Source organism: Vibrio sp. TRT 1302 (assembly GCF_050113875.1).
In the GTDB taxonomy this organism is placed as follows: domain Bacteria; phylum Pseudomonadota; class Gammaproteobacteria; order Enterobacterales; family Vibrionaceae; genus Vibrio.
Genome location: NZ_JBNJOF010000009.1, coordinates 57,632 through 80,205 on the forward strand (window position 1 = coordinate 57,632; position 22,574 = coordinate 80,205).

Consider the following 22,574-nt stretch of genomic DNA (forward strand, 5'->3'; position numbering starts at 1 on the left):
TATAAGTCTTTAAATTTGTTGTTCTGTTCGCAGTGCAGTCACCAGCGGGTTATCAAGCATGTCATCCATATCGGGTAGCATTCTTGAGGAGCTGGAATCTGTACTGTGGCGGAACTTGGCTAAGTTAAGTCCGATACGCAATATGCGTGGTTTGAATAGATCGAACTTGGCGAATCGGTGCTGATAGTCAGGATGTTGTGCCATGTAGGCTTGGATTCGTTGGCCTAACAGCGCGTAAAACTGACGCTCAGAAAAACCGAGTTTGGCGACTAAAGGGGAGATAAAACGTAGCGTCGTTACGAAGTGACCCGTTTGTAGATCATGAATGATCAACGATTCGTCGAGTCGCGCGGTGACCTCTTTTACCTTTGGGTCAAGCGTTGACTGCTCTGGGTAGTCGCTTGAGACAAGACGCATGTCACCTTGGAAGTCTTTGAGTAAAATTCGTTTTGGCAGATCGTTTTCTAATACTAAGGTGACGTTTTGCCCGTGAGCGATCAGTGATACTCCGTAGACACACAGCAGGTGGTAGTAAGGTATGACAACCGCATCAAATAAATGTGTTAGCCATGTCTGAACTGAGACGCCTGAGCGCTCTATGTACTCACTGATGAGTGAGTTGCCCTGACTGTCACTTTCCATCAGCGCTGCCATTAAGATCGCCTGCTCGCCCTGTTTTAGCTTCGATGCCGCGGATTCACGCCAGATAACCCCAAGCAGTTCATGGTAGCGATAAGGTGCATGCTTTAAGGCGTGGTAATCGGCTTGAGCGGCGAAGGCAGCCGCGGGCTCCTGAAGAACCTCGGCTTGAGTCTTGATTAACACCTCGTCTTGGCGAAATACAGATTCAATCCAATCCGATGCGATTGGGCCAGCAAGAATATAGCGACCAGGAATTCCCCTGTAGCAGGAGGTGTTCATGATGGTGAGCGGCAATTTGATATCGTAGCTATTCGGTCGAGTGACGTTACTCAATGTGCGCAGAGAGAGTTGTGGTAGGAACTGATCACCAAACTCACCGATGTAGATCAGCTTTTTCTCACTCAGTTCACGAACAAAGAGCAGCGATAACTTCTGGTTCCATTGCCACGGGTGAACGGGCAAATAATGATAATCTGCAATGTCTACGCCATAGGATGTGACGATACTGTCCATCGCTCTTCGTTCCGATTCGCTGATTGAGTCATTGAGCAGATCTTGCCAACTGACTCTATCGTTCGTTGCGAGTTGCAGTATTGAGTGTTCGACAGCAATCCAACCGAGTTGGAAAACTCTTTGGGACTCGGGAGCGTAGCGTTTGAGGTCATCGCTTCCCCAGCCGCGTCGCCCTTTGTTGAAAGCAAACTTAGGATGTCCGTCAAAGTAGGTTTGTTGTTGTTCACATGGCATTAATGCCAAATCGAGAGCGGACATCCCTTCTTTTTTGAGCATCAATTTACAGTCGCCTAATAAGGTCGCATTCAGATCTTCTAGGTGCTCTGCAAACGCATCGTCCGACATATTGAGAAGAGTCTGTAAATCGCGCATCAACAGAGCTGCGGAAATGGAATTTTCTGGTTGACGGGAAAGCGTTTTGGGCTCGATGACGACCTGTCCCCAAATGTTTTCAGAGCCTTGGAATCGGTAGCTAACACCATGACTCAGCGAAAGAGAATAGCCCGAATCATCTTTGTCGAAACGAAATGCCTGTTCATACGCAAACTCACTGATGATCTTGGCGACGAGTTTCTGATTAGCCAAAGGCCAGTATTTATGTAGTGCTATCTGTTCCATTACCACTGCTCCGAGAAGAAACGGTCACGGGTCAACATCAGTAACGCAGAGCGTTTATGAGGGAAGTTGAACTCAAAACACTTTTCATAGCCGAAAGGCAAAATTCGATTGAATAGTCGCTGGTTATCCGATCTTGGTTCGAGAACCAGTCGTTGAGTGCGCACATCATCAAGGAAAAGATAGTGGCTAATCGCTTTCATCCACGTATTGAAGTGCAGAGGTCCACGAAAGTCTTGCTCACCGACTAGAAGATGAATACCACGGTCATAGTCTTGTACGTCGTAGTAAGGGCTCAGTCTGTCTTCGGCGACCCAATAGACTTCAACGTAGCCAAAAGGTTGGCCATTGAACTCGCCAATCAGTGGAATAATATGTGGGTCAGCCATACGCTGATGAAGGAATTCAGCCAGTTTTTCCTCACTCCATGCTTGTTCCCAGAAATGGGCGACACGCGGGTCGTTCATCCAGCGAGTAAATCGGGCCAGATCCTTGTCGATATCGACGACACGGAAGCTGACTTGCAAGTCTGCGTCCTTGTCATGTCTCTGATAGACGCAACCTTCTGGCTTTGACGGCCTTAAAGGGTGATGTCGGTATTGGTCGTTCGACTGAACTAAACGCTTTGGGAAATGAGTTGAAGTTTTGTGCCTATGCCAAAACAGTGGTAACTGATAAAAACTCTTTCGGTGTAGCTCTCCATCGCTTAAAGGGAGCTCTTGAGTGACTTGCTGCTTAACCTGTAGGTCATCAATCATTAGTGTCAGCGACTCAAGCTCTTTGTTGAGACTAAACAGTTGATCGAGTTCATTAACGAAGGTCTCGAACAGCGTAGCCTGATCCAGGTCGCTGGCTTGGAGAGTTACACGCACACTCGGTGTTGGATTATCTTGATAGATAACCGTTTTAAAATCAGACATGTGCAGTTTCCTTAACGCAAGCAAGAGGATTGGGAAGATCGAAGTAAATCACTGCAGGATCGGGGATAGAGTTCTCGTTGAAGTTTTGCAAGTAACAGAAAAAGTTACCTTTACAGCACAACGTCTTACTTTCTAAAACATAGCGCAAGCAGCGGTCATCATTGACGTCAGTGTGGAGTAGTGCTTTGAGTTTTTGATACAAGATCTCTACTAACTGTGACTCTTCAAGGTCAAGGTTGGCGCAAATAGCGGAGATAACGTTGAACGTTGAATTGATGATTAGGTAATACGCAAAGTAACGTTCGACCTTATCTTGATTCCAGTAGTTCTCTAACGTCTCGTCTTCATCACCTAATAGATCACCGAAGCGCTGTAAGGCGAGATCTGTGTAACCAGTTCCCTGACAGTCGCGATAGTACATACCGACAGGGAAGCCTTGTTCCAATTGCATCACGATATTCTGCTGGTGGGCTAAGAACACGATGCCGAAGTTGGCTTGAAGGTGGAAGAGAGAAATCACGCAATGGGTACAATAGGCTTCAAACCACTGTTTTGCCGCTTGTTGCTGCGAAAGATTGCCTTGGTGAGCGTGGTGACGAATTCGGGCGGCCACAAGGCTTTCACCACCATAAGGATTCTGCTGAGTTAACGTGGCGAGTACCACCGCTTCCTGCTGCGGTTTGTGTTCCAGCGGGTTGTCTCTAAATGCCACAAGACTCTCGTCAATGGTATGGCCGTCAATATCTTTTAGGCCAATATAAGCTGGCTCTTGCATCAGCTGGAAACCAAAGCCTTTACCCAGTTGCTGATCAAGTATGTCTTGTTGGAAGAGGTCGTTTAAGCGTGTCCCACGAATCACTTCTTTGAGTGATAGGTTACGAATTGAGTTGGTCAGCTTTACACTCAGTGAGAACTTCAGCATATAAGGTAGAGATGGTGCATATAGGGAACGGGTTGATGAGGTCGGGTACCAGTTCACGCCGAATTGACCGAGATTATCGATTTGTCCTTTGTCCATATAGTGAGTAATGGAAGGATTGTTGGTCATCACACTCCACTGCCAAGGGTGAACAGGGAGCAGACACTTGCCTTGGTGTTCTGCATCAGCGAGTGCCTGCTTAAGTTTGGGGTCATGGGCGACTAATTCAGACATACGTTGCTGGCATGACATATTGGCAGAACTGCCTTGAACTATGAGTTCTTTGTCTACGCTGAGCCAGTAAAGCTGGAAATGCCCCCCAAGCTCAGGGGAATAAACCTTGGCATCTTCCAAGCTAAACTGTTCGCGACTCTTAGGCGCAGGGTGGAAGGAGTGCCCAATCAGCAGTCCCTGTTCTGCGGTCTTAAAATCAAGAGCGCCGCTGAAGAGTCTCGCTTGGTATGGTGAATGTTGTACGCCTTGTCTCGTATTACGTTGACTCTCCATTACTCGAGTGACAAAGGTCTGTTTTTGCTCGTCACTAATCAATCCGACAATGGCTGGTTCGCCAACAATTAAATCGATAAGCTCATTGACGGATAATGCGGTCAGAGAGTCACCGTTAACCAGCAGTGCTGGCAATTGGTATTCGTGACTACCTAGCGGTGAATAATAGCTAAGTGGAATATGAATAGAGCGGTCACAAGACAGTGTTAGATGGTAGGTGATGCTGTTCTCATGTGAATCGATGTGAACGGCTTGGCTTTCTCGGGCAAGCGAATTGAGAAAACACGCTAAGGCGGGGTCATTGTTGGTGACCTGTTGATTTGAAATCTCGCGGTTGAGCGGAGCGCTGGGATTCATTTTCTTTCTCGAATTATTATTAATTAAACTGACCATGCGAATGCTAATTATTATCATTCTCATGATCAACTATTTTTTAATAAATTATCGAATTTAGTAACAAGGCGGGTAAGTGTTGGTTTTATCAATAATTATATAGTATGGAGGTCTATGGCTAGACCGCCATACTATCGGTATCGCGCAGCTACGCGTTATTTCCTCATCAAATAGAGGAAGTACCCCCCACCAATTAATGACGCAAGTAACCCAGCGGGGAACTGCCACGGGAACCATAAGGTGCGGCCTATCCAATCTGCGCTGACCATGATAGTCGCCCCCAACAGCGCTGCAGTGATCATTTGCGGTAGAGCGCGGTATTGGTGTAGTGACCGTGCCATGTGCGGCGCAAGTAAACCAATAAAACTTAGTGGGCCAATAACGATAGTGCAGAGGGTGGTAAGTGCTGCAACAACAATAAGCAGTACAAGTCTGACCATGGTTGCGTTTAGGCCGATGCTGTTGGCCGTGACTTCACCGAGAGTGATCAATGTGATCCAACGCTGAAGCGAGATAGCTATTGCTCCCACCAATAACACACCAGCCATCAGCAACCACATATCGTCACGACTGACCAGATAGGTCGAACCCGATAACCAAGTGAGCAATGCGGCTGCGTTGTCGTGTCCAGAACTCATTGCGACTCTCAGCAGAGCATCGAGTCCTGCACTCAATGCGATACCAGTCAGTAAAGTGTGAGTTGGCGCGAAGTGGTGTTTTCTCCCCATTAGCCATACCAGACCTGTGACCGACGCAGCGCCTAGCGTGCCGAGTAGCATTTGTTGGTCTCGCTCTATCGCTATACCGCTTAGCGTGCCGAGTACTAAGGCTAAAGCCGCTCCAGAGCTTATACCGAGCACTTCGGGACTCGCCATTGGATTGTTTGATAACCGTTGGATGATGGTGCCTGCAAACGCGAGCCCAATCCCAGCGAGAAGTGCAACCATAACCCTAGGAAACCTGAGCTCAAATAGGGACTGGGTCAATGTTGCGTTCCAACCGATGGGAGTTCTCCCAACAGTAAGAGCAATGATGGTGGTGGCGAATAAAATGCCTAGCAGTAAGGTGACAATCTTAGTTGGATCGACAGATTTGTACTGGCTTAAAGATTCGTTTCTCGCTTTAAGGTCTGACTGCAATTTGGTTCGCTGTAATAACCATAGCAAAAACGGCGCGCCGATTAGAGCGGTCATGGCTCCGGTAGGTAGCAACTCACCGCCAACACCAGAGAAGGGCTGAACGACGAGATCGACGATAAGTAGGAGTGTACTGCCGACGATTCCACTGACTAGGATCTGTTTCATCAACGAACGAGCGCCTAACATTCTGGCTATTGCGGGTGCCACGATGCCGACAAACCCGATCAGACCAACCTCACTAACGACCGCCGCAGTGATAAAAATAGCCAGTGATAGGCAGGCAAGCTTAATTTGTTTGATATTCACGCCTAACGACGTCGCGATATTGTCACCGAACTGCAAAACCGATAGTGGCCGTTGCAGGACTAACAAGAGTAGCGTGGGTAACGCGATAAGCGGCAGCAAAAGTTGCGCGCTCGTCCAGTCATTTTGGTTGAGCACGCCCGCCCCCCAAACAAAAATGGTCGTGAGGCGTTGTTCATGCAATAACAGCAGCATGGTGTTGACTGAGCCAAGAAATAGGCTGACGACCAACCCCGCTAATACCATATGCAAAGGAGAAAAACCTCTGCTGGAGCTAAGAGTAAACACCAGTCCTGTCGCTAAACAGCCACCAATAAACGCAGGGACGAAAGTAGGAATCCAGGTCGTGGCAGGTAGCAAAAGTAGCCCCATCACCATGCCAAACTCTGCCCCTGATGCAACACCGAGTGTCGTGGGCGAGGCGATAGGATTTCGCAGGACAAACTGCATAACGCATCCAGCAACCGCTAAGGCAAACCCACACATTACAGCGACAGATAACCTTGGTAGATAGGTGTAATGGGTAATAATGTGCTGATAGTTTGTCGCATCAAAATGGAACACGGTTTGCCACAGTAAGCCAATCCCCTGTGAGTATGGCGCCGTAATCTGTAGCAGACCGCCAATCACCACCATGCAGGCGACAGTTAGGAGTAAATAACCGCTATTTGGGTATTCTCTGGTTTGTAGAATCTTGGTCGCGTGCATTAAGGATTAACAAGTTGTTGGGTAATGTGGTCACTGAATCGTTGGGCGGCGATAAGACCACCAAAAGTCCAAATAGCAGGAAGTTCGTAGACTGAATCAGTACGAGTAAATGCCATTGCCTGCCAAAGTGGTGATTGAGCAAGGTGTTTGCGTTCCTTCTCTTTCAGAGGACCAAAGAGAAACAGATGGGTATTTTGATGCTCGGCTAGCTTTTCAGTCCCAGTGGTTGTGAACCCCCACATATTGGTTGTTTCTTGCCAGTTATTACGCAGTCCCATTGCTGCAATTGTGTCTTGCGCTAGTGAACCTTGGCTGTGAATACGTAGAGTTTTGTCGTTGATAAAGCGTGCAAAGATAACCGGTTTATCGGCTAAGCCTGCCGCTTGAATCTTAAGTCCGTTGTCTGTCAGTCGTTGGCGCGTCTGATTAATAACACGCTCCGCTTGTTGCTGCTTGTCTAACAGTTGTCCTAAAGAACGGGTGATGGATTCCGCTGATCTAAGAGGCTGTTTGTCCTCGTTGTAGATGGTAAACACTAACACAGGTGCAATCTGACTGAGCGGTTGATACGCCGCAGCCATATGTTTACTGATAAGTATCACGTCTGGTTTGAGCTCACTGAGCAGTTCGAGGTTAGGCTCTCTGCGTGAGCCGACGTCCGTCGCTGACGTATTTAAGTGAGGCTCTTCTACCCATTGCTGATAGCCTTGAGGATTTGCTACGCCATCGAGTTCGACACCTAAACTCAAAACGGTTTCCGTTAAAGCCCAATCTAACGCCACCACTTTCTTTGGTGGTTGGTCAAATGAGCTCACTCCCATCTCATGAGTAATGTCTATCGCGTGACTTTGACTTGAGGCGATGGCAGCAAACAAGATTAAGAAAAATTTTTTCACTATTCATTCCTTTGTGGTTTAGGGGATATAACTGATGGGCTGACCCGTTTCGGGGTGGGGGAAAAGGGCGAGCTCCATACCGTATATCTGCATGAGAGTCTCTGGTGTCATCAAATCTTTTGGGGCGCCCGACGCAATCACTTTGCCTGAGTGGAGAGCGATCAAGCGGTCGCTGAATTTGGCGGCCATGTTTACGTCATGCAACACCATGATTACCGTTATTCCCAATGACAGGTTGAGTTGACGAATTAAAGCGAGCAACTCGTGCTGGTGGGCGACATCCAAAGCGGAAGTGGGTTCGTCAAGTAAGATACATTGGCTTTGCTGAGCAAGTAGCATGGCGACCCATGCTCGCTGTCGCTCACCACCGGATAAGGTAGCGACATAGCGTTCAGCGAGTGAGGTCAACCCCACTTGTTCCATTGCCGAATCGACGATAGCGTGATCTTGTTGGTTATAGCGACCAAAAGCCCCTTTCCAAGGGTAGCGGCCAAAGCAGACAAGTTCGCGAATGGTCACTCCATCGGTGAGCGGAGGATGTTGTGGCAGATACGCGACTTGATGAGCAAACTCCAGATGACTGAATGAAACCACAGGCGAATTTTGGAACAAAACTTTACCGCTACTCGCACTGTATTGTCGGCTTAGTAACTTCATCAGGGTCGATTTCCCACAACCGTTATGACCGAGTAAGGTGGTTATTTTTCCTTGCTCGAAATCGAGGTTTGTTGAGGAAAGTATAGTCTTGCCGTCGATTTCAAACGACGCATCGACAAGTCGGTACATAGTAAATATCAAGTTGTGTTATTGATTCCGAGTCAGTAATGTTAACATATCGAAATATAAATGATAATTAATTTCATAATCATTTGGTTTGTGACGGTCTTTATGACTCCGTTATGAGCTTGATTACGTACACAGTGCCTTCAATATGTTGTCAGTTACACAAAATAAAACCGCCCAGTTGGGTGTTGTTGGCTTAGCGGCCGCATTAATGGGAATAGGGCAGAATGGCCTGTTGGTGTCATTGCCTTTTCTGGTTGAGCAATCTGCGTTTAGTTTGTCGACATGGTCGATACTCATTGCGGTTGGCAGTCTGCTGTTTCTCCCATCGGCTCCCTATTGGGGTAGATATAGCGATAGATATGGCCCCAAGACAGTGGTGATAAAGGCCCTTGCGGGGATGGCGATCAGCTTTTTACTCCTGACTCTGTTCGCCTTCTTGAGTAAGGGACAAGAGACTTGGCTTAGCGTGTATTTAGCGGGGCTTTTGCTCGCGCGGATTATCTACGGTTGTACGGTGTCGGGTATGGTGCCTGCCAGTCAACATTGGGCGATTATCTTGTGTGGTGAAAATAACCGTTTACAGGCGATCACCTCAGTAAGCATTGGATTAAGTACTGGAAGGTTAATCGGGCCACTTATCTCAATATTGGCCTTGAAGATGTCGCCTTATGCACCGTTAATGGTGATGGTCGCTTTGCCTTGCTTCGCTCTGCTGGCCGCCCTCTATCTTCCTGCACCCAAGATCGAGCCGAGCTCAGGCTCTAATGAGAAACAGCCCTTACCTTGGTTTCCTGAAAAGAAACTACTGCCTTTTTTAATCAGTGGGTTACTGCTGTGTGCTGCCATTGCGTTATTACAATATAGTTTTTCGCCTTTGATCAGCACAATCACGTCGTGGACAACGGCGCAAGTCAGTGACGCAATCGGGTTTTTACTGACTGTTAGCGCCGCCTGCACGTTTGCTACTCAGTTGCTTGTGATTAAGAAGAAAAAACTGTCACCGCTAGCTATGTATCGAATGGGTTCTCTGTGTTTAGCGTTCGGATTCATGCTATTTCTCACTGAGAACATATGGATATTTGGGATAGCGATGACGATAGTGGCTTGCGGCGCGGCGTTGCTTGTCCCTGCCTACACCTGCTCTGCGACCGAACAACAGCAGGATTCGCCTGGCGCTGTCGCTGGGTACATTTCGATGTTTCATACCATCGGATATGGGGTTGCCTCGTTGCTTGCGTTTAGTGCAACGATATCCGCCAATTATCCAATATATCTTTGCGTCATGTTCGCTATCGCGATCGGCATCCTTGCTTACTTCTTTGCGGGCAAGCGACGGACTGAAGAGCTAAAAGCGTATTAGCGTTTGTTGTCTGGATGCCTAGGGCAGTCGCTGCACAGTTGGCGTCCACGGCATTTATACACTAGGCAGCAGCTAGTTCTGGTCAGTTTCAGTTCGCGAGATTGCGGTAGGTATCGGAGTGAGCAAAGCAGTTTTTCAGGCAGTTCACAAGCTTGTAACCAAAGTCTAGCTTGCTGCATTAGGTACTCTTCACCCAACGCTGGGGCAGATTGATGAAGTTTAACGATGCATCCAAGCACGCCATCGGCAAACAGATGGCGAGTAAATCCGGGTCTAATCCGTGTCCATAGGCTCATTTCATCACGGAAATAGTTGAACAGCTCAATCAGTTGTTTGCCCGCATGCGTAATAAGCTCTGATTCATTACCTTCTCGGTAATCTAATGATTCAAACTGATAACCACTCACAAAAGTGGGTTGAAGTTTTTGAGCCATTGAAGTGAGGTTAGGTAAGCCACGACAGGCGTAGATTGAGATAAACGCGACATAAATGGGTTGCCAGCAGAGCAGTGTCCAAGTTCGTGTTAACCAGTAGGCCGATCCCGCTTCGGGATACTCTTTCTCGAGGCTTAAGTAGAGTTCTCGAATCGACGGTGAACTAGGGCGAGCAATATGAATGAGAGAAGGGTCACTCGTGAGCAAAGGGGCTATTTGTCCGTCAAGATACGGCGTGACCTGTCTGGAATGCTCGAACAGACGTTCAAAGAACGCATAATCACTCATTAGGTGGTACTTATCTGTGCTGATTAACAAAGCGACAGGATAAAGATTTACACACCTAATTGCAATCAATTCTCATTAAGATTTAGTCTGGGAAAAAGCGGCTTTGTATCAAGCCGCCTTAAATGCGATTACAGATCGCGGTTCTCGGCAAATTTTTCTAGTCCGAGAACTAGGCCGATCGCACATAGCATTAGAACTATCGCGATACCAAGTTGCGCAGGTTGGGAGGTGAGAGCTTCAAAATCTGACGGAGAGAGATTGTGCTGAATCAAAGGAACCTGCTCTCCTTTGGAATTAACACGCCAGCTGATGGTCTCTTTCCATGGCCAGATCTTTGGCAATGTACCGAGCATGAGGCCAGTCAAGAACACCAATGTGAGGTCGCGGAAGCGCTTTAGCAGCCAAGAAAGAACGTGGGAAAAGCTCAGAAGGCCAATCACACAGCCAGACAAAAACAGCAGTAGGATTGGCAGATCAAAGGATTTTACCGCACCGAGTACCGGGGTATACATCCCGATCAGTAGCAGGATAAAGCTGCCAGAAATACCCGGTAGGATCATCGCACAAATAGCAATACCGCCTGCGAATAGGACGTTGATACTGGTCGGCTCTAACTGAAGTGGATTTAACACCGTAATGCTGTAGGCGAATGCTACCCCTAACGCGAGGAAGACTAAGCGGCTTAGGCTACGTTGTTCGATTTGCTTGAGCATGTGGAACACAGAAACCAGAATCAGACCAAAAAAGAATGACCACAAAGGAATTGGATGAGTCACCAACAGCCAAGAAATAAGTTTTGCCAATGTTGCAATACTGGTCAGTACCCCACCAAACAGTGAGATAAGGAATAGACCGTTAATATGTTGGAAAGCCGCTTTGAATCCATCTCGCTTCCAAATCCCGATTGCCGATGGGTTAATGCGTCGAATGCTCTCAAGCAAGGTGTCGTAGATGCCAGTGATAAACGCAATCGTACCGCCCGAGACGCCAGGTACAACATCAGCCGCGCCCATCGCGATGCCTTTTAGAAAAGTCGTTAGATAGTTCATTATTGAAGGTTAACTAAATTTTGGTGCAGAGAGTATATCGGCTAAGAGCTGAAAAAAGTATGAAAAATCATACTTGGGCTAAGTATTGATAGGAGTGTAGTTTAATATGCATTTGCAAATTATTGCAAAATGCAATTTTCATTTTGCATTTTGAAATGGTTATTTGGGCAAAAAGTGTGCATTAGAACAAAAAACAACGTACTTTTAAAGTTGGCACGTTAAGTGCATTAATGAGAGTGACCCTTCTTAAGCCGAGGGTCACCTAGCCAACTGACGTTGTTAGTGAATGAATTTTGTTCACACTATATATAAGCCAATCGCACTCTTGCGGTTGGCTATTTTTTTGCCTGTCTCGCCAGTTGTTTCCTACATAAAGTATTATTTTTATTCCTGTTTTTACCTAAGTTTACATAGTCACAAAGTGTGAATTTTGCGTCTGCACTCGACAAGTGGGGGCAATATTATTAATAATGTGCGCTTTCATTTTCAAAACCCGCGTCGTTTTCGTTGGGTTAACTGTTGAATCGAGCATCTTGAGGCTGTTTGAATAAGGACAAATTTCAATAGAAAAGTTGAACCATTGAGCAATTGCTCCTCAGAGTCAAATAGGGCTCTGTACTCGTTAAGGAAGATGAGTGAATAACTAAAAAGAGGTTATATGAATCAGATAATTTCAGTTGGACCGCTAGAATCTTTCTTAATCGCAATCAGCGTTTTATTCCTAGGGCACTTTGTAAATTCCAAACTTCCAATCTTGAAGAAGTTTAATATCCCTGAGCCGATTGTTGGTGGTCTTATCGTCGCAGTTATCATCACAATAATGCACTTCAATGGCATTAATCTCGAGTTCTCTCTGCCGTTGCAGAAAGTCTTTATGCTAATGTTCTTTAGCACCGTTGGCCTCGCTGCCAATTACACTCAGTTGATGAAAGGTGGAGCGAAGGTATTTATCTTCCTTGCAGTCGCATCGTTTTATATCATCATTCAGAACGGCGTTGGTGTCTCGATGGCGACCGCGCTAGGTCTAGATCCTTTGATGGGTCTCATTGCTGGCTCGATTACTCTGTCTGGCGGACACGGCACAGGTGCCGCTTGGTCACAAACGTTTTCCGATAACTACGGCCTGACTAATACTCTCGAAATCGCGATGGCTTCTGCCACCTTTGGTTTGATTATTGGCGGTATCATTGGTAGCCCTGTTGCGCAGAAGCTGATCAATAAAAATGGCTTTGAATCAGAGTATGGTTCAGGCACACAGACTCACGCCCGCTTTCCCGAACTCGTGACATACAACGAATATGAAGAAGATAAAGTGACGGCCAAAAAGGTCATCGAGATTCTCTTTATTCTGCTAATTTGTGTCACCGGTGCCAAGTATTTGGAGCAGTGGGTTGCGAGTTTCAACATCAGTTGGCTGATGATACCTGACTTTGTTTATGCGTTGTTTATTGGCGTGTTTATTACCAATGTATTGGAAGTGAGCAAAACCCATAAGATTGATGCCGAAACCGTTGATATTTTGGGTACGGTTTCACTGTCACTGTTTTTGGCAATGGCGCTGATGAGTCTGAAACTATGGAATATTTTTGACCTTGCGATTCCATTTTTAGTCATTCTCGCTGTGCAGTCTGTGGTGCTAGGGGTTTTCTCTTATTTTGTGACCTTTAAAGTGATGGGCTCTAACTATGATGCGGCAGTCATGGCTGGTGGACATTGTGGTTTTGGTCTTGGGGCGACACCAACAGCGGTAATGAATATGGGGTCTTTGGTCAATAAATACGGTCCATCACCACAGGCCTTTATGGTGGTTCCAATTGTTGGAGCGTTCTTTATCGACATAGTGAACTTAATCATTCTACAAGGCTACATCTCGTTTATCGGCTAAACAAATCGGTAAATAAAAAACGCCCTGCTAATTGAGCAGGGCGTTTTTTTATATGTGAGATTAGCGCAAGGTTAGCTTGGTGCCATTGAACTTTAAGTGGCCTAGGAGGATCTTGGCATTGTTCTTCCCATCGTCAGTGAATGCGACACCATAGCGTGCGTAATGGAGTGAACGTTGGAGGTTACACACCTTGCCAAATAGGGGTTCAAAGCGTGGGCCTTTTGGCGTATTTAGCTGAACATGAAGAGCAATCTCTTCACCAACTTGAAAAGGTCGACTTAACGGCGCCGTGATAAAGCGACAACCGCCTTTCGACAAGTCTCGAATCTCGCACTCTAGCCTGTGGGTGTCAGCTTCGACACGTGCTGAAAGATTCACTTCGAAACGAGGCTCTTTGCGTAACTGTGTCACTTGCATCGTTTTAGGTACAGACAAGGCGACCATTGGAACTGGAGCCGTCAGCACATGTTGCAGTTGTCCACGGAAATGCACGATAGCCCCTTCACCGCGAGGTGAGATCGCACGTACCGTTGCCCAGAAACCTTCTTGAAAGAAATACTCTAAGTCATCATCAGAAATCTTTGGCAGTTCTGCTAACACAATGTTGTTGGAATGCGTGCCAATAAAAGAGGTTTTACAACGAAAGCTTGTACCAACAGGCGTTGAAATTCCGATCGTCAACTCACCACCATGTTCAATCATGGCTAGCGCATCAGTACTATTTAAAATAGAAATATTTTTATCGTTTGAGGAGCGAACTGTATGCTCCTTATGCGCCACCGCTGAGTTATTCATCTAGCCTCCATTGTTCCCACAATCATTATTCTTTTTACGTGTGGGTCTTTTTTTTGTCATCCGACCTGTGAACGTTATACGGTCGAATAGACTCAATTCTATGTGTGGTTTGCTAATTGTTCAAACATCAAATCGGACAATAAATTAGACGTGCCTATCATTTTTGAGAGATTCATCCAGCCAAAAGTGCAAGTAGGATGAATAAAACTCACAGTTTTTGCATGGATTAAGTGGGCTGGTCACGATAAGGCTTACCCCTAAGGGTAAGCCTAAAGTGTATTTACGCTTTAATTCGTGCCATATAGTAGGTGTCGATTAGTTCACCATCGCGAAAGGAGCCCCATTTGGCTTGCCCCTCGATTTCAAAACCAAACTTCTTATAGCAGGCGATCGCGGCTTCATTATCACTGTTTACTTCGATCTGAACGCGTTTGATTTGCAGCCAGTTATCCGCAAGATCCAACACTGTCTCGATCAGCTTACTGCCAATGCCTAGACCATGATAATCATCATGAACACCTAATCCAAAGCTGCCACAGTGCATGGTACGTGGGCGTTGAGAGTGTTCGAAACCGATGTTACCGACAACTTTTCCATCCACTTCAGCAACAAAGCTGTATACACCTTGAGGGATATTTTCCAGTCGCTTCGTCCATGTGGTGAGTGAAGGCAGTGGCAGTTGGAGAGTCTCGCGTTGTGCTTTAGGCTGTGAGTAAATTTCACATAATGCTGCCGCATCACTGATTTGTGCCGGACGAATTGTTATTTCCATATTATTGTCTCTTCGACTGGTTAAACATCCGTTCACCATAACGGGATTTAGATTCGCGATAAAGCTTTGTTTTAACATTTTGGTTATGGCAGACGATTGAAGCTGAACAGTACTTAGAGACGGGTTTTGAGCCCTAAAGTAAAATTTGCAAATCTGATTGTTTCTTCTCTGCAAGCGATCTAATGTAACAACTTGTTTACTTGAGGAACCCGTCATGAATCAATCTGCGAGTTGGAAAACACCGCAAAACTTCCTGCTACTTATCTCGATTGTTGTCCCCATTGCTTTTTCTAGCTGGATGGCCTTGCTGAACAACTTTGTTATTGAAAGGGCGAATTTTGACGGTTCAGATATTGGCCTTTTACAGAGTGTTCGAGAGATCCCCGGTTTTCTAGCCTTCACCGCAGTCTTTGTGTTGCTGTTTATTCGAGAGCAACGTTTTATGTTGCTGTCACTTGGCGCCTTGACTATCGGTACCGCAATCACCGGATTTTTCCCTTCGGTTTTTGGTCTGTTGATGACCACGTTGCTGATGTCTACGGGTTTCCACTATTTTGAGACACTCAAGCAATCCCTCTCTTTGCAATGGCTGAGTAAAGATGAGGCACCAGAGATGCTTGGTAAATTTATCTCTATCGGTGCACTGGCTTCATTAGTGACTTACGGCGCGTTATGGATTTGTCTAGAAGTTTTTGTGATGGACTTTCAATGGGTCTATCTCACTTTTGGTGGGGCGGGTTTCTTACTGGTGATGTGGATGGCATTTGCTTTCCCTCAGTTTGAGACGCATGTACAGCAAAATAAAAAGTTAGTACTGCGTAAGCGATACTGGCTCTACTATGCCCTGACCTTTATGAGCGGTGCTCGCCGCCAGATCTTCACTGTGTTCGCTGGCTTTTTGATGGTAGAGAAGTTTGGTTATTCAGCGGCAGACGTAACCATGTTATTCCTGATTAACTACTTGTTTAACTTCTTGTTTGCCAAACGGATTGGTAAATTTATCGGTCAGGTGGGCGAGCGTAAAGCACTGATGTTTGAATACACAGGCTTGATCTGTGTGTTTGTTGGTTATGCGTTAGTGGAAAGCGCAGAGTGGGCCGCCGCTTTGTACGTGGTGGATCACCTTTTCTTTGCACTGGCACTCGCAATTAAAACCTATTTCCAGAAAATCGCCGATCCGGCGGATATGGCATCGACCGCTGGGGTTTCATTCACCATCAATCACATCGCCGCTGTGTTCATTCCAGTCACCTTCGGTTTTATCTGGCTCGTGTCACCCGCAGCCGTCTTTTACATTGGTGCGGTAATGGCTTTAGTTTCCTTTATACTGTCGCTCAACATTCCTAAGTTGCCGCAAGAGGGCAACGAAGTCCGTATTTTGAATTGGAGTTAAAGAGCGATATGAAAGTAGCGATTGTGGGACTGGGTGATATTGCTCAGAAAGCGTACTTACCTGTTATCACTCAACTGGCAGATGTGGAGCTCATTTTTTGTACTCGCAACAGCGATACGCTGAAAGCTTTGGGTCACAAGTATCGAGTTAATCACCTATGTCAGAATTATCGCGATGTAATGGCGTTAAAGCCTGACGCGGTAATGATTCATGCTGCGACAAGTGCGCACCGCGACATTGCTCAGTTTTTTCTTGAGCAGGGGATAGCAACGTTTGTTGATAAACCACTCGCAGATACAGCACACGATGTAGAGTTTCTCTATGATGTGGCCGAGCGTTGCAATCAGCCACTCTATGTCGGCTTTAACCGTCGACATATTCCGCTTTATAACCAGTACATTCCGCAGCTGAGTCAGGGGCAAACGGGGGAATTAACATCGTTGAGATGGGAAAAACACCGCTACAACCTTACTGGTGATATTCGTACATTTGTTTTCGATGACTTCATCCATCCTCTGGATAGCATCAATCTCAATGCTCAGTCGACGTTAGATCAGGTCTATGTAACGCGCCAATTTGAAGGTGACAAGCTCGCTCGGCTTGATGTTCAGTGGCAGGTGGGTGAAACCTTGCTTCACGCTTCAATGAACCGCCAGTTTGGAGTAACCAAGGAGCGAGTTTCCGCCACTTATACCAACAAGGCGCTGGAGTTTGATTCCTTTACCTCTGGCCGAGTATGGGAAAAATCACAAGAGTCAGTGGTTGCACTCAAAGACTGGACCCCAATGCTTGCAAGTAAAGGTTTTGAGGCGATGATATCCGACTGGCTGAATGTTGCATCCAGCGGAAAAATAGCAAGTGAGGTCATTGCGCGTAACATCGCCACTCATCAGTTGGCCGAACAGTTAGTCGAACAACTAAGCCAAGAAAGTAACTAACTTGATGGTTATTGGTTAAATCTCGTTTGAAGATAGTCGACAAACGCTTTGATCTGCTTAGGAATGAACTTGGATTGGGCATATTGTGCGATAACTTGTCCCTGATAATTGCCGCCGATATGCCACTCTTCGAGCAGTTCAACAACTTGACCTGAGTCGAGGTATTCTTGAATCGCAAATTCGGGAAACACCGAGATCCCAATTCCCCTCAATACCGCCTCTCGACGAATTTCACTGTGGTTTACCGCGAACGAGCCTCTCGCGTTGATCGAATACTTTTGTTCACCTTGGGTGAAATCCCATACTCGGTCACGAGGGTTTTCCCCCAAGCACAGACAGTTATGAGCGTGTATATCTTCCGGATGCTCAGGGGTGCCATTTTTTTCCAAATAAGCCGGGCTTGCACAGAGTACTAGACGGCACTGAGTCAGAGTTCGCGCTACCAGCCCTATGTTGGGTTTATCCGTAATATGGATGATGACATCGACTTCATCGCCAATGGGGTCGATATAATGATCGGCCACTTTGAGCTGTAAACTGACCTTGGGATACGCCTCAATAAAGTCGAGAACCATTGGCATCAAAATCTGACGAGAAAGCGCTTTGGGGGCGGCAATTCTCAGTACGCCAGAGACTTCTGATTTGTCCGTTTGCGCTGCAGACACGGCCATTTTGGCCGAATACATCATATCGGCGCAAAGACTATACACTTCTTGTCCCGTTGCGCTCAGACGCATCTGACGTGTTGTCCGTTCCAGTAACTTTTCTTCCAGAGTGTTCTCAAGGCGTGTAATCGAACGGCTGACCGAAGAAGGGGAGACGCCCAGTTTCTTCGCCGTTTTGGAAAAGCTGCCAGACTCCACTACGTTAACGAAGATGGCCATTTCCGAGAGAAGTGGAATAAGCTTATTTGTGTCCATGGTGCAAAAATCCTTTGCAATACAGCCATATTGTTTCACTTAAGTTACTTATGGATACTAGTGTAGTCAACAATGAAATCCTACTTATGGAGCGACATTGTGGACAAGTTAACGACTTACTCAGCGATCAATTTTTCAGGCGTTTTGTATCGCCTGATGCGGGTAAGGCTAGGGTTGCCAGGGCATCAAGCCTCTACCGAGAATCAAATCGGTGGGGTGTGAGATGGATGCAGATCTGTTTGAACGCCACTTGATGGCGATTGCCGGATTGCTCGAGCATCACCACTACGTTTTTATTAGCGGTCGTCAAATGACTCATATGCTGGAAACGAATGTTGATGAGGTCATCCGTTTTAAGAAATGTTGGAACAATCTAGAGCTGGATAGGTATATCTCAGAAGGCGCCATGTATCGTCATCGTCGATACGGTCAGTTTACAAAGCGCGCGACGCTTGAGGAGCTTACGCTACTGCCGCATCAACCCTTCTACCAGCCTAAGTGTTTCAACTCGATCAGCGGAGGGATCGAGCGATCTTTTGCCCCGTTGACACAAACATTTGTTCGGTCACCAGTCCTAAACAAACTCTTACTATTGCTGAGCGTTATTTTTGATTTAGTAGAGAGTAAACCAACGGATTGGGTGATCGGAGTACATCCTCAGCGAATAGTGGCTGACGGAGTGAAGCAGGGGTTATCTACGCCAGAGGGACTTCATCGCAACGGAGTAAGTTACATCGCGTCCATGCTGTTAAAAAGAAACAATGTTGCCGGTGGAGATACGACAGTTACAGATAGCAAACACAACCTGTTGGAGTGCCTCGCCTTAGATAATCCCTTAGATATGGTGTTGGCTGACGATAGACATACCATGCATGAGGTGTCACCCATTACCTCATTATGTCGAGAAAGATGCGCGTACCGGGATGTACTCGTAGTGACTTTTACCAAGATGGAGAATAAATATGACAGCCACAACGGATCAACTGAAAAAAGGAACTTTCAGGCTACCGTTAACTGAATTGATGTTGCTTCTTGTCGCCATATTCTGGGGAACCAGTTATGGTCTGACGAAAAGTGCTCTAGTGTATACCAGTGTTTTGGTATTCATTTCTATCCGTTTTTCGATCACTTTTTTATGTATGCTACCTGTAGTGATTCGAGACTTTCGCCGAGGGTTGAATAAAGACTGGAAGATCGCCCTCCCCACCGGTCTTATCCTGTCGGCGATTTTTTTCTGTGAAGTGTTTGGGGTTTCACAAACCTCAGCATCCAATGCGGCGTTTTTGATCAGTTTGTCGGTGATATTGACGGCATTTGCGGAACTGGTCATTAATAAGAAAAGAGTTAGCAATACTTTATGGCTACTGACACTCTGTAGCGTTGTAGGTGTGCTGCTATTGACCAGTAATCAAGGTATAGAATTATCGCTAAACAGTGGCGATTACTTTATTCTGGCTGCCGCCCTATTGCGTGCCTTGATGGTGACATTGACCAAGCGTTTTACTGAAGGTAAAGAGATCACCACCAGCACCTTAACCTCCCTTCAATCTTTGGTTGTTGCTTGTGTGGCTATCGCCTGCGCGGTGACGTATTTACCAGCCTCTGAGTTTGTGATTCCGACCAGTCTAGAATTTTGGATGACAGTGGCATACCTTGTCTTATTCTGTACTCTGTTTGCGTTTTATGTGCAGAACTATGCTGTACGTCGAACTTCACCAACGCGAGTCTCGCTACTGATGGGAAGCGAGCCATTATTTGGTGCGATTTTCGCCATGGTGTGGTTGCAAGAGTCTTTAACCACTTTGCAAGTGGCTGGTGGGTTACTGATCTTATTCAGTGTCATCGTGACGTCGACCAAAGAAAGCTAGTTCTCTAATATTCAGGAACAAAAATTCAGCGTTGATGACTACTCTATTGCATGGTTCCATATTAAAGTAGTCTCCAATAACAAACATAAGGCGTGCAGTGGATGTACGCCTTTCTTCGCTGAGGATGAAAATGACCAAACCCCTGAACGAATGTATTGTGCCTATGTATCCAACGATTCAGGCTTTGGATGTCAATGCGCTTGAACCAGGAGAACATAAGTTCTGGTTTGCGGTTGCAACGGATGCGATTGGTCATCCACAAACCCTGCCTGTGCGCGTCTTTAAAGGGACGAAGCCGGGTAAACGTATCATGATCACGGCAGGCGTTCATGGCGATGAACAAAACGGTATATTGACTGCGCAGAAGTTAGCTCGCGAACTGGAGGGACAAGAACTTTCGGGGTGCGTGACGATTGTACCTGCGGTTAATTTATCGGGTATTGCTCGTCATAGCCGCGATTTTCATTCTGCTGCGCCAGACAGCTCATCAGCCAACCTCAACCGAGTTTTTCCTGGTAATCCTCATGGTGATGATGCTAGCCGTTATGCGCACAGCCTGTGGGAAAACTTACTAAAACCCAATGCGGATCTCGCCATTGATCTCCATTCTCAAACCAGTGGCAGTGCTTATCCTCTTTATGCTTTTGCCGATTACCGTATAGAAGATGCTATTCGAATGGCGCGACTCATCAACCCTGATGTGATTCTCAACGATCCGGGCGATCCTGGTATATTGGAAACGGTTTACAATCGCGCTGATATTCCATCCATTACCATTGAAGTGGGAGTGGGTCGTTACACTGATCTCGAGATGGTAGAACGTGCCACTACAGGAGTACTCAATGTTTTACGTTGTTACCAATTGCTTGCTGGTGATGTTGAAGACGCCAACAGTGAGTGCGTGGAAGGGAATGCGATTACCAGTGTCAGAGCAGAACAAGGGGGATTTGTAATTTGCCATGTTGAACTGCTGGAAGCGGTCACACTCGGTCAGAAACTCGCGACTCAATACAACAGTTTTGGGGATGAAATACAGACCTACTACTCACCAACAGCGGGCGTGGTCATCAGCCATAACGTGGAATCTGTGCGTGCGCCGGGTTCTCTGGTCGTTCGATTGATCCACTAAGTTGTGTGTTGGTTAACTAATGTCAGCAAGAGATCAAGTTGTCGCTTGGCTTCACCTTGCAACGGATAACCGATATTTATCCTCAAACAGTCACTGTAAAGGTCTAGGGTACTGAATAGGTGCCCTAATCTGATGTCAAGTTGATGCTGTTTTACTGCGTTTGCAAAAGAATGGCTGTTTAAATTTGGCACTTGCAGCCAGAGAACCATTCCTCCTTGAGGATTGCTGATCTTGACGCGGTTTGGCAGATGCTCGGCTAGGTAATCGAGATATTGGCGTCTTAATTCGAGCAGCTTTGCACGTCGATGACGCACATGTTTAGCGTATTGACCCGAATCGATAAAATCAGCCACGGCTAGTTGGGTGGGGAGGGCGACACCGTAGCTGGCGGCAGCAAATTTCTCCTTATAAATATCAAGATATCTCCCTGGCAAGCACCACCCCAAGCGGTAACTTGGTGACAGACTTTTCGACACAGATCCACACCACAATACATAACCACCTTTATCATAATACTTGGCTGGCAGCGGCGTATGGTCATGGTAAGAGAGCTCAAGATAGACATCATCTTCAATAATCGGTACCCGATATTGGTTAGCGAGGTTTGCCAGTACCTGCTTTTGATTGGCAGACATATTGATCCCTTGTGGATTCATATGCGAGGTACAGAAAATGGCAGCATTGACCCGCTTTTCTTTGAGGTGCATTTCTAACTGACTGAGATCGATACCATCATCAAGAGAGGGGATTTCGACAATCTTGCGTGACATTTGGCCGAGCAGTTCCAGAATGCCATTGAAGCAGGGTGAACTAATGGCGATGGTATCGCCTTCATTGCTGCATGATTCCAGTGCGGCTTTAATTGCAGACATACAACCAGCAGTGATGACTAACTGATCCGCACTGAAATGAATGTTTGTTTTGGCGAAGTGTGTTGAGAGAGCCTGACGAAGCAAGGGCTCCCCTTGAGTATCTGGATAGTGGTTGAGACGATCGCCCAAACGTTTTAACGAACGGCGAAAGCTACGTTCTAACTCGGTGACTGAATTGCGATCGTTGACGGTAGTCGAGACGCCCAATGGCCCCTGAATAGAGGGGGGGGAAGGGTAGCTGGTCGTGACGTTGGAAACCTTACTGACAAACTGCGCCCACTGCGGAGTTGAGTGGCGTGGTTTACGTGGCGCTACAAAGTAGCCTGCTTGGGGGCGAGACAATATCCAGCCCTGAGACTCCAGCTCTTGATAGCAACTGACGACAGTAGACATGCTCACCGATTGTTGCTTAGCAAGTTGCCTTAATGAAGGCATACGCGCACCTTCCGGACGTCGTCCTGCTTCAATCTCTTCAACAAACTGATTGGCTAACTCTTTGTAGATGCTCATCTGTCCCTACTCACCACATG

20 protein-coding genes are annotated in these 22,574 nt (G+C 46.6%); 8 read left to right on the forward strand and 12 right to left on the reverse strand.

Translation table 11 applies throughout. The features are described 5' to 3' along the window. Positions 1 to 9: 9 nt before the first annotated feature. The 6 genes from ACQEXP_RS12500 to ACQEXP_RS12525 form a co-directional block, all read right to left on the reverse strand. A complete protein-coding gene (locus ACQEXP_RS12500) occupies positions 10 to 1,773 on the reverse strand; it encodes an IucA/IucC family protein (protein ID WP_426970215.1) in 1,764 nt (587 codons plus the stop codon). Further along, on the reverse strand, positions 1,773 to 2,690 hold the full coding sequence (locus ACQEXP_RS12505) for a GNAT family N-acetyltransferase (protein WP_426970217.1): 918 nt from the start codon (positions 2,688 to 2,690) through the stop codon (positions 1,773 to 1,775). The genes ACQEXP_RS12500 and ACQEXP_RS12505 overlap by 1 nt, the downstream gene beginning before the upstream one ends. Beyond that, the gene (locus ACQEXP_RS12510) at positions 2,683 to 4,473 is read right to left on the reverse strand and encodes an IucA/IucC family protein (protein ID WP_426970219.1); all 1,791 of its coding nucleotides are present in this window, start codon (positions 4,471 to 4,473) and stop codon (positions 2,683 to 2,685) included. Before ACQEXP_RS12510 ends, ACQEXP_RS12505 begins: the two co-directional genes overlap by 8 nt. A 191-nt stretch (positions 4,474 to 4,664) precedes the next feature. Beyond that, positions 4,665 to 6,659, reverse strand: coding sequence for a Fe(3+)-hydroxamate ABC transporter permease FhuB (fhuB, locus tag ACQEXP_RS12515; RefSeq protein ID WP_426970221.1), 1,995 nt, complete (start codon positions 6,657 to 6,659; stop codon positions 4,665 to 4,667). Next, the gene (locus ACQEXP_RS12520; RefSeq protein WP_426970223.1) at positions 6,659 to 7,555 is read right to left on the reverse strand and encodes an ABC transporter substrate-binding protein; all 897 of its coding nucleotides are present in this window, start codon (positions 7,553 to 7,555) and stop codon (positions 6,659 to 6,661) included. The genes fhuB and ACQEXP_RS12520 overlap by 1 nt, the downstream gene beginning before the upstream one ends. Positions 7,556 to 7,573: 18 nt before the next feature. After that, entirely contained in the window at positions 7,574 to 8,341 is a 768-nt protein-coding gene (locus ACQEXP_RS12525; protein WP_426970225.1) for an ABC transporter ATP-binding protein, read from the reverse strand. Positions 8,342 to 8,486: 145 nt separating this feature from the next. Here ACQEXP_RS12525 and ACQEXP_RS12530 point away from each other — a divergent pair, with 145 nt between their 5' ends. Next, positions 8,487 to 9,701, forward strand: a complete 1,215-nt coding sequence (locus ACQEXP_RS12530; protein WP_426970227.1) for an MFS transporter — start codon at positions 8,487 to 8,489, stop codon at positions 9,699 to 9,701. Here the strand turns inward: ACQEXP_RS12530 and ACQEXP_RS12535 are convergent. Both ACQEXP_RS12535 and ACQEXP_RS12540 read right to left on the reverse strand, forming a co-directional pair. After that, entirely contained in the window at positions 9,698 to 10,423 is a 726-nt protein-coding gene (locus ACQEXP_RS12535) for a siderophore ferric iron reductase (protein WP_426970229.1), read from the reverse strand. The two genes, ACQEXP_RS12530 and ACQEXP_RS12535, sit on opposite strands and share 4 nt — an antisense overlap. A gap of 128 nt (positions 10,424 to 10,551) precedes the next feature. Then, positions 10,552 to 11,472 carry a DUF368 domain-containing protein gene (locus tag ACQEXP_RS12540; protein WP_269375826.1) on the reverse strand — a complete coding sequence of 307 codons (921 nt, stop codon included), beginning with the start codon at positions 11,470 to 11,472 and terminating at the stop codon, positions 10,552 to 10,554. A 658-nt stretch (positions 11,473 to 12,130) separates the two neighbouring features. Here ACQEXP_RS12540 and gltS point away from each other — a divergent pair. Continuing rightward, positions 12,131 to 13,357, forward strand: coding sequence for a sodium/glutamate symporter (gene gltS, locus ACQEXP_RS12545; RefSeq protein ID WP_269375825.1), 1,227 nt, complete (start codon positions 12,131 to 12,133; stop codon positions 13,355 to 13,357). A gap of 60 nt (positions 13,358 to 13,417) precedes the next feature. Here gltS and ACQEXP_RS12550 read toward each other — a convergent pair whose 3' ends face one another. After that, positions 13,418 to 14,152 carry a flagellar brake protein gene (locus tag ACQEXP_RS12550; protein ID WP_269375824.1) on the reverse strand — a complete coding sequence of 245 codons (735 nt, stop codon included), beginning with the start codon at positions 14,150 to 14,152 and terminating at the stop codon, positions 13,418 to 13,420. 280 nt (positions 14,153 to 14,432) lie between these two features. Then, a complete protein-coding gene (locus ACQEXP_RS12555) occupies positions 14,433 to 14,924 on the reverse strand; it encodes a GNAT family N-acetyltransferase (protein WP_426970232.1) in 492 nt (163 codons plus the stop codon). Between the two features lie 214 nt (positions 14,925 to 15,138). On the opposite strand from ACQEXP_RS12555, the gene ACQEXP_RS12560 reads away from it, so the two are divergent. Next, positions 15,139 to 16,317, forward strand: coding sequence for an MFS transporter (locus ACQEXP_RS12560; protein ID WP_426970234.1), 1,179 nt, complete (start codon positions 15,139 to 15,141; stop codon positions 16,315 to 16,317). A gap of 8 nt (positions 16,318 to 16,325) precedes the next feature. Further along, a complete protein-coding gene (locus ACQEXP_RS12565; RefSeq protein WP_426970236.1) occupies positions 16,326 to 17,255 on the forward strand; it encodes a Gfo/Idh/MocA family protein in 930 nt (309 codons plus the stop codon). Positions 17,256 to 17,263: 8 nt separating this feature from the next. Here ACQEXP_RS12565 and ACQEXP_RS12570 read toward each other — a convergent pair whose 3' ends face one another. Continuing rightward, positions 17,264 to 18,175 (reverse strand): LysR substrate-binding domain-containing protein, encoded by a 912-nt coding sequence (locus ACQEXP_RS12570; RefSeq protein ID WP_426970238.1) that lies wholly within the window; start codon positions 18,173 to 18,175, stop codon positions 17,264 to 17,266. A 99-nt stretch (positions 18,176 to 18,274) separates the two neighbouring features. Here ACQEXP_RS12570 and ACQEXP_RS12575 point away from each other — a divergent pair, with 99 nt between their 5' ends. The 4 genes from ACQEXP_RS12575 to ACQEXP_RS12590 all read left to right on the forward strand — a co-directional run bounded on the left by ACQEXP_RS12575 (position 18,275) and on the right by ACQEXP_RS12590 (position 21,172). Further along, complete coding sequence (locus tag ACQEXP_RS12575; protein ID WP_426970240.1) at positions 18,275 to 18,397, forward strand: hypothetical protein; 123 nt, start codon at positions 18,275 to 18,277, stop codon at positions 18,395 to 18,397. A gap of 1 nt (position 18,398) precedes the next feature. Further along, positions 18,399 to 19,193, forward strand: coding sequence for a 2OG-Fe dioxygenase family protein (locus ACQEXP_RS12580; protein WP_426970242.1), 795 nt, complete (start codon positions 18,399 to 18,401; stop codon positions 19,191 to 19,193). Beyond that, complete coding sequence (locus ACQEXP_RS12585; RefSeq protein ID WP_426970244.1) at positions 19,138 to 20,043, forward strand: DMT family transporter; 906 nt, start codon at positions 19,138 to 19,140, stop codon at positions 20,041 to 20,043. The genes ACQEXP_RS12580 and ACQEXP_RS12585 overlap by 56 nt, the downstream gene beginning before the upstream one ends. 130 nt (positions 20,044 to 20,173) lie before the next feature. Further along, a complete protein-coding gene (locus tag ACQEXP_RS12590; RefSeq protein ID WP_426970246.1) occupies positions 20,174 to 21,172 on the forward strand; it encodes a succinylglutamate desuccinylase/aspartoacylase family protein in 999 nt (332 codons plus the stop codon). On the opposite strand, the gene ACQEXP_RS12595 is transcribed toward ACQEXP_RS12590, so the two are convergent. Beyond that, positions 21,169 to 22,554: a PLP-dependent aminotransferase family protein gene (locus tag ACQEXP_RS12595; protein WP_426970248.1), complete on the reverse strand. Its 1,386-nt coding sequence runs from the start codon at positions 22,552 to 22,554 to the stop codon at positions 21,169 to 21,171. The genes ACQEXP_RS12590 and ACQEXP_RS12595 overlap by 4 nt on opposite strands. Positions 22,555 to 22,574: the final 20 nt, after the last annotated feature.